This is a genomic window from Mesorhizobium sp. M0293 (assembly GCF_040321735.1).
Classification (GTDB): Bacteria; Pseudomonadota; Alphaproteobacteria; order Rhizobiales; family Rhizobiaceae; genus Mesorhizobium.
Map to the genome: position 1 here is coordinate 1 of NZ_JAMYSA010000176.1, position 8281 is coordinate 8281.

Here is an 8281-nt window from a genome sequence, read left to right on the forward strand (position 1 = left end):
CCCTTGTACTCTTTGATGAGAGCCGCTTTGTACTCTTTGATGAGCACGGCGTCGGCAGGGTCGGGATTCAGGACAGCGCGGCCCACCATTGGCACTCCGCCCGCCGACTCTCTGAGACGACGCAGTGCCACAGCCACAGTCGAGGAGCCACCACTGCTCTCGTACTCCTTGAGATCTTCATCCAGCGACTCCTCGTGAAGCCGAGCAGCAAATCCCGGCTTGTTATTTTTAAAGAGCCAACGACCAAAGCCGTAAAGAGAATTTACATGGCGCTTGACCGTTTCCTCCTTGGCCTTACCCGCGTAGAGTGACCTCAGCCCTTCGACAACGGTCGCATCGTTGGAATAAAGAGGACGCTTGCAGCCGCGACCGTCGGAGACCACTACTGGAGGATCTGGCTGCACCGCCGCCGGCACGGGGGAACGAGCATGGTCACGCAACTCGAACGGTGCGGAAGGATTCAGATCACCCACTGACGAATCCGGCGCATGATGATGGCGCGCCGTTGAGTGACCCGGCTGCAGCACCGAGGCACCTAGCATCGACCCACTGCCTCCGGCGTACGGCGCCGCGGCGTGTTCTTGTCCGCTCCCTTGCATCATGGGCTGCGCTTCCCATGGGGCCGCGCCTTCGATGAGGCTCAGGTCTCCGTGAGACGGATGAGGATGGAACGGGTCTGGCAGAGCCGGAACGCCGGGGGCGGGAATTTGGGCAGCGGCTTGGCGCGCCTCGCCCGAGCGCTGCTCAAAGCCCTCTTGCCCGGCCTGTGCCGCTTGCTCTTGAGATGCCGGGGGCTGCACCTGCCGCCAACCTGTTACATTGGATAGGTCAAATTTGTGCCGGTTCACGTTAGCCTCACGTCCACAGATCAGCTGAGCAACCTACTCGGGCATACTTACGAGAAGCTGACGAGGTCCGCGGTCCCGGAGCGGGTAGGCCTAATTTTCTGCGCGCCGATTGCGCTGGCGCGACGTAGCCCGGCCTTTTGCCAGCTCGGCAGCTACGGCTCGCAAAGAGCGTCGTAAGGCTTGCGGAGCCGCCCCTCAGCTCCCGTCGAGGAGCAATCCACAATTCACATATTTGGAGATGGCTCGCTGGTTTACCGGTCTGCGAGCCCTGCAAGCCCATGCTTCAGATGCCGCCCGTGCAGAGGTATTTCATTTCGAGGTAGTCCTCGAGGCAATGGCGGGAACCCTCCCGCCCGATGCCGGACTGCTTCACTCGGCCGAAAGGCGCGGCTTCCGACGACATGCGTCCCGTGTTCATACCACTATGCCATATTCCAAGGCCTCGGCGACACGCCAAACACGCTTCCGTTTGAGGCACAAATGTGGGGGAAGGCCGTAGATCGTGTCGTTGGCCTCATGCACGACCTATCCGCATCGTCGAAGCAATCACAGGCGCCAGCCGCCCGAATGTCTCTTTCTTGCGCGATGGTCATCTCGCTGGAGACCGGACCGATAGTTCGACGTGCCATTCGCGCGATGCGTTTGCCCCCGCATCGATTCTGCGGCCTTTCGCGACGGCATGGGATTCGATTTTGGCCAGAGCCTGCCTGTCGATCAGCGCACCGATCGCCACTCCGGAGCAAAGCCCTCGCCAACGATAAGTGGCGGACTTTCTCCACGAACTCTCGACAAACACCTTCGTGAACGCCTGACTGGACGGGGGTAGCCATGCCGAACAGGTCGCATAACCACGCCATCGTTCGGCGACTGCAGCCGCGAAGCGTCTCGAACACATCGGCTCGATGCGGTTGCGTCCAGAATGCATCAGCGAGCGGCGGGAGTCTTCGCTATATTCGCCCCCGACATCCCGAAGTCCACCAGCTTGCCTGCCAAAAAGGGGTGTTGCATGAATAAACCCGCTTTCGTCGCCGTCAGCCGCGTGCCCAGGAAGGACGACAGTCTCCATAGCAAGAATGCGAGATGATCATCGTATTCAGCGGCAGCGTGCCGGCGAAATTGGGTGTTCGGCAAGCCAAATAGCGCGATGCAGAAGGATGGTGAGGATTTCGCGTCCGCCACTGCGATGCATAGAGCCACCCTTCGCAACCGACCAGCGCAACAAAGCTCGTTATGCGGCGCGTAGGTTCGTAGACGCTTATCCAGTATCGAGATAACAAGGCCGCTGCGCAGGAACGAACTCTGAGAGCGCACCCTGCGAGAGGTTGCGCTTGCTGACGCGGCTGTGGAAGAAGCAGGGGCTCGCGCCGAAGCGCATGATCACCGACTAGCTTCGCTCGTATGGAGCGGCAAAGCGACAGATGATGCCGGACGTCGAGCACCGGTCGCACAAGGGGTTGAACAACAGAGCGGAGAATTCCCATGTGCCGCCGCGAAAACGGGAGCGGATGATGCAGGGGTCCGATCGCCGGGAGGCCTGCAACGCTTCGTCTCGACCTTGTCAGCCCTCCGCAACCTCTTCGTCCCCCGCCCCAAACGTTCTGCTCTCGCCATACATGTTCATCGCTTGCAAGCCATCGCCGAATGGAAGGCCGTGACTGGAACGCCCGCAACAATGGATTGCTAACGGCGAACTCATGCTGGTCGGCAAGGCGATACTGGCTGGAGCATCAACTCGGCCGACGAGAGTGGCCACACCATCCTAGACAGGATCGGCCGATATGCCCGGCATCGCCGCTCTGCAAAAAGCACAGCGGGCATCCAGACGTTGCCGGGTTGACTATGGGTGTCCGAACCGCGAAAAGAGGCCGCTCTTTATGAGTGGCGTGCGCTGGCAGTCTAACCCCAAGCCCCCCGCCCGGGCTGCCGGCGCGCTTCTAGGAACATCGAGGTAGATGACGAGACTCCGAACTACATTTCCAAAGCTATCGGTGGATTCACATTTCAAGCCCAATCGATTTCCTACAGCCAGGCGCGAACGTTCGATTGGAACATTCAGAATTCACATCAAGGTGCACCGCTATTGCGTCCCGAACAGGTTCGGCTGCTCGATGACGACTACGAGATTGTTCTCATCAAAGGTCTGCCACCATTAAAATTGAGGAAGGTGCGATATTTTTCGGATCGCATTCTGAAACGCATCTTTGAAAGCCAGACAGGCGCCCTCCCGGAGCCGGCGCCCTTGACGGGAGCAGAGGAGGCGCTCTCCGCAGAATCTCAACTCGATGACCCGCTGTGTGAATTGGCGCAGGACTTTGACGATACAGTTTGATGTGAGGCTAGTATGAACCCGCGAAATAGTAATCCATCCCGTGTAACAGCTTTGTCGCAGGTGCAGGACGCCGGCTTGGAAGACGGGCAAGCGGTCCAGGCCCGGCGAGTGGGCTTTGAGCAGCACGTGTCCGAGGCGCTCCGGCCGCTGTTCGATGGTCGAGCTGACGAGCCGCCTACCGGTCCAGAGGAGCTTCTGCGACTGGAAAAGGGGTTTCGCGAGGTGCTTCAGCGAGGGCAGGATCATCAAGCCGCCTCGTCTTTTTTCAGCGATCCAAGAATGCCCGCTGGACGGGATGACCCCAAGGGAAGCGTGTCGGACGCTTTCGCAGCAGCCGGCTCTAGGCACGCCGTAGTTGAGGCCGCCGCCCCGCCAGTGTTAGCTGCCAGCCAACAGCAGATCCGGCCCTCGCCAGTTGCGTTTGACCGGCCGGTATCATCCTCGGCTGCTGCAGGCGTGCGCTTGTATGCCCCTTCGATGATCTCTCGGAAGACCAGTTCCGAAAACTGCGATCAGTTGCCCGCCTTGTGCTGCCGCCTCGCCGTCGAGGTCGAAACGCCCGCGAATCAATGGAAGGTCAGCGGGCCATGGGGGCAGAGTGCAACGGTGTCTACACCGCCTGTTTGAGGGGAGAGGTACACTTGGCTTTCCTGTTCCAGCAGCATCCGGCCGCACACCGACGCGATGGGGAGCTAGAATTCAACTCGGACCTTCGCAAGGCACGCACCGCGGCTCAAACGCCGTTCGTTTGGGAAAAATGGCTCAGTACCGACAAAGCTTCTGTAATGGCCCTAGTGGCCTCGGTTGCGCTCTTGGTCGCGATACAGTGGCAAGACCCCCAGATCAACGAGGCGGTCCTAAGCGAACTGCGGACGATTCAGATCAACTACGCATTGCTCCAGCGAGACGTCGCCCGCGCCGACATGGTATTGGACTTCCGTTCCGTTGCTTCTACCGGGCAAGCATTAAAAAGGAACCTTCAAAACTACCAACGCCTTGTTGAGATTTCGCCCAATGAGAGCTCCGGGGTGCACTCCAGGTTGGTTGCACAGCTCAAAAAGTCCCTCGAAAACACAGAAGCTGCCATCTCGAACTCGGCCGCGCAAAATGAGCTTCTGCAAAGCTCTCTCGTACGCTTTGCTCGCTCGGCTAATCGCCTTTGGGGGGGAGTGTCGAACAGGCCTGAATTTTCCAATCTGATCCTTCAATTTTCGGCCAGACCGGGATTCAGCCTCGCATTACAAATCGATCAGTCTCTCCGCCGACTTCCTCCTAGCCAGGACCAAGTCACGGAGGATGTTGCCCGCGAGGGCCGCGCTATCCTGTCCTCAATGTTGAGGTTGGACCGCGCTGTCAATCGGATCCCATCCTTCGACACGTTCGCCAAGGCTGCCGAATTGGAGCGAGAACATCTGAAAGCCTACAGCTTCGCCAGCGCGCAAGCGCAGCGTACACGGCTTTTCTTTGGCTTGGTGTCCATATGCCTCTGCTTGTTTGCGACCATTCGAGCCTCCACGCTGCATGTGCGGACGAACCGGTTGGAAAGGCGGTTAGAGCTTGAAGCGGCGATGAGTGAGATCGAAGCTTGTTTCATCGACAGTCAAGCAACGAAGGCTTCGCGGCGCTTCTCCACCGAAGCGGCGCTTAGACTCATTCAATGCGTTTTCGATGCGGATCAATGCGCGCTTGCTCTGGTGGATCCGAGTATCAGCAGGAATACCGAGTACTTTGTCGCGAACAAGCGCATGCGCGTCTGGAACGCCACGCTAATCCATGAAGTCGTCTCACTTGTACACCCGGAACAGCCAGTGTTTCGCGTCGTTCCGGCGTCGGAAGTGGTTCGGACTGCCGTAGGCACTACCGGTGTTTGTCAAATTGTTGGTTGCCGGGCCTCCGATCAGCAGGCTGCGGTTTGTATCCTTGTTTTTGAAGGAGATCGCTCACCACCCTCCACAGACGACCTCCTGGTTCTGGCGAGCGCTACTGTGCGTTTAGGCAACCATCTTGAAATGCAACGTGTACACACGGAACGTAACCTTTTTGAGAGTCGATGGGAGCATGCGGAAAGGCTGACGGCTGTCGGCACAATCGCAAGCGGCGTTACACATGAATTCAATAATGTTCTAGGAGCAATAGTCGGCTACGCAGAGATGGCTAAAGGTCTTGTGCGTCGCCCCTCGAGAATTCGGGGCCACATCGGCCAAATTATCTTGGCCAGCAACCGAGCCAAACTGATTATTGATCAAATTTTGTCACTAAGCCGAAATCGGAAGCGCGTGACGATGCCTTTCGACGTCTCGGAGAGTGTAATGGATCTCGCGCCATTGCTGCGGGTTACACTTCGTGCGGATGTTCAGTTGAACTTCAAGATCAACGAGTGGCAAACGGTGATCGAGGGCAGCCCGACCGAGATACAGCAGATCCTTATGAATCTATGCAAGAACGCGTCGGAGGCTCTCTTGAATCAGGGCCGTGTCGAGATTAGCGTTTCTCGCGCTCACGTCTGTCAAACGAAGCCCGTGGCTAAGGGCACCTTGAAACCGGGAGATTACGTTCTCCTCTCCATCAGCGACGATGGCCAAGGAATCGCAAGTTCGGTGCTTCCGCATATCTTTGAGCCCTTTTTTACCACGCGCTCTCGCGTCGGCGGGACCGGACTGGGTCTTGCTGCAGTGGACCGCCATGTGAGCGCGCTCGCAGGATGCCTTGACGTCACCTCGGCTGTTGGCCGAGGTACACGCTTCGATCTCTACTTACCGGCCTGCGCTGAGGAGCAGGTCAGAGCTGATAGCGCTTTCGGCCCATGCGATGGATCACTTGGCAACGGAGAAATCATTGCAGTCGTTGACCCCGATCCAGCAGCGTTGGAGATCTACAAGGATAAGATCGCCGCGCTGGGTTATAAGCCGGTCGGCTTCGCGACCTTCGAGAGTCTTTGCGACTGGATCGAGAGCGGGAAGGCAGCCGACCTCCTAATTTTCGATGAAGCGACTTTCCTAGGGCGAGGACAGGCCGAAGCCGTATGTCCCACCCTGATGACGGTGCCCATCATCGTCGTTGGTGGAAACGACCCCATGCCGATCACATCTGGTAATCAGACCTTCGTCCTTTGGCTAGCCAAACCGGTCTCGCCCAGGACGATGGAGCATGCAATTCGTACGATGATAGTGGCATGATGCCGCCGACGCGCTCAGGCTACCGAGCTATCGAGGCAATCGGAGGCGGAGCCGGCTGGGATCCAGCAAATACAAGAGCGTCGGACGATCTCTGCGCACCCGGCTCATGGCGAGTTCCCCTCGAACACTGTCGTCGGCTTCCGCCCAACAAAAGGGCTCCCCGACCACGGCAAACCTGCCGCCGTGCTCGTGACCGTCAAGGACAAGTCCCGCGCGATGGGGTCTGCAGGCCTCCATCCTTGACAGTCACTGCGCGCTCGCGGCGACAGGCGACGGTAATATAAGGTCGGGACGAGGAGATGGTCGCCAATCGGTCAGGCAAGATGGTTGACGAACTGACTCGGGAGCAAAGCTTGACAATCATCGCCCCATTCACGCCAGACTTCTCCTGTGTCCATCATCGGCTACGGCTCCTCGCCCGCGCCGACAAGGCTATCGCCGCCCGGCCAGGCAAGCTATATCCCAGGTTCCGACGTGTTCCTTTCATGCTTGATGGCGCTAGGCTCCGGCAGGGCGACGGCTCCTCGCTTATCGCCTCCGCACATGTCGCCTTCGACGGATGAGAACGTCTCGGCCCCTGCAATCTTACACATCTTGGCTCATTTCCCCACCCACATGATTGCTATGTACGCTTTGCCGGTCGTCACCTCCCACGCCGCAACAGTCGCTACCGAGCGCGCTATCCCTTACCCCGGCCGGACTCGCACCAGCTGGAACGCGCCAGTTTCGGCCTGGCAAAGCTCACCTCGATTGCCGCGCAAACTCGTCACGTGTTGCCATCACCTGGGCCGAGGGGGCTCTGTGGCAAACCTTTTGGTAAGGGGAGCATGGCAAGCTCGGTCTGCGATTTCTCGGAAATGGCCAGTCTGAGCGCGCTGTTTGCTAAGCTTTTTCCGGAAACGTAAGATCATAGGGCGCTCACGATCTTAAGTCCCTTCTGCTCGGCATCGTAAAGATTTTCACCGGATCACCCGCGGGTTCGTCATTCCGCGTTCTGAGACGCGGGAAAAGCCGGCGCACTAGAGCCGAGGCCGCCGATGCAGACATATTTGGTATCGAGGTAATCCTCGATGCCCTGATGTCCGCCTTCCTTGCCGAGGCCGGATTCCTTGACGCCGCCGAACGGCGCCTCCGGTGTGGTGATGAGGCCTTCATTGACGCCGACCATGCCGTATTTCAGCCCTTCCATGACGCGGAAGGCGCGGCCGAGATCGCCGGTGTAGAAATAGCAGGCGAGGCCGAATTCGGTGTCGTTGGCAAGCGCGACGGCTTCCTCTTCGGTCTCGAACTTGAACACCGGTGCGACCGGCCCAAAGATCTCTTCCTTCATGAAGCGCATCTTGTGTGTCGCGTTGGCAATGACGGTCGGCTGGAAGAACGAGCCGCCGAGCGCATGGCGTTTGCCGCCGGCGACAACCTTGCCACCCTTGGACGTCGCATCGGCAATCAGCGACCTTCTCGACCGCCTTCTCGTCGATCAGCGGTCCCTGCTGCACGCCGTCCTCGAGGCCGGAACCGACCTTCAGCCCGTTGCTGGCGGCGGCGAGCTTCTCGACGAACTTGTCATAGACACCGGCCTGAACCAGGAAACGGTTGGTGCAGACGCAGGTCTGGCCGGAGTTTCGATACTTGGCGGTGATCGCACCGGCGACGGCGCGTTCGAGATCGGCGTCGTCGAAGACGATGAACGGCGCGTTGCCGCCGAGCTCCATCGACACCTTCTTGACGGTGACGGACGACTTCTGAATGAGAAGCTTGCCGACCTCCGTCGAGCCGGTGAAGGTGATCTTCGACACCAGCGGATTTGCGCAGATCTCGTCGCCGATCTCGCTGGCCGAACCGGTCAGGATGTTGATGACACCCTTGGGGAAACCAACTTCCTCGGCGAGCGCTCCCCAGGCGAGACCTGAATAAGGCGTCTGCGAGGC

1 protein-coding gene and 5 pseudogenes are annotated in these 8281 nt (G+C 59.0%); 3 read left to right on the forward strand and 3 right to left on the reverse strand.

The genetic code is table 11. The features are described from left to right. Positions 1-473 (reverse strand): annotated as a pseudogene (locus NKJ06_RS33135) (hypothetical protein); the annotation flags it as partial. A gap of 658 nt (positions 474-1131) precedes the next feature. Further along, positions 1132-1666, reverse strand: a pseudogene (locus tag NKJ06_RS35900) (aldehyde dehydrogenase family protein); the annotation flags it as partial. A 507-nt stretch (positions 1667-2173) separates the two neighbouring features. Here NKJ06_RS35900 and NKJ06_RS33145 point away from each other — a divergent pair. The 3 genes and pseudogenes from NKJ06_RS33145 to NKJ06_RS33155 form a co-directional block, all read left to right on the forward strand. Next, a pseudogene (locus NKJ06_RS33145) lies at positions 2174-2532 on the forward strand (DDE-type integrase/transposase/recombinase); the annotation flags it as partial. Positions 2533-2799: 267 nt separating this feature from the next. Further along, positions 2800-3177: pseudogene (locus tag NKJ06_RS33150) on the forward strand (type IV secretory system conjugative DNA transfer family protein); the annotation flags it as partial. 641 nt (positions 3178-3818) lie between these two features. Next, complete coding sequence (locus NKJ06_RS33155; RefSeq protein ID WP_352812123.1) at positions 3819-6353, forward strand: two-component system VirA-like sensor kinase; 2535 nt, start codon at positions 3819-3821, stop codon at positions 6351-6353. A gap of 982 nt (positions 6354-7335) precedes the next feature. Here NKJ06_RS33155 and NKJ06_RS33160 read toward each other — a convergent pair. Then, positions 7336-8281, reverse strand: a pseudogene (locus NKJ06_RS33160) (aldehyde dehydrogenase family protein); the annotation flags it as partial.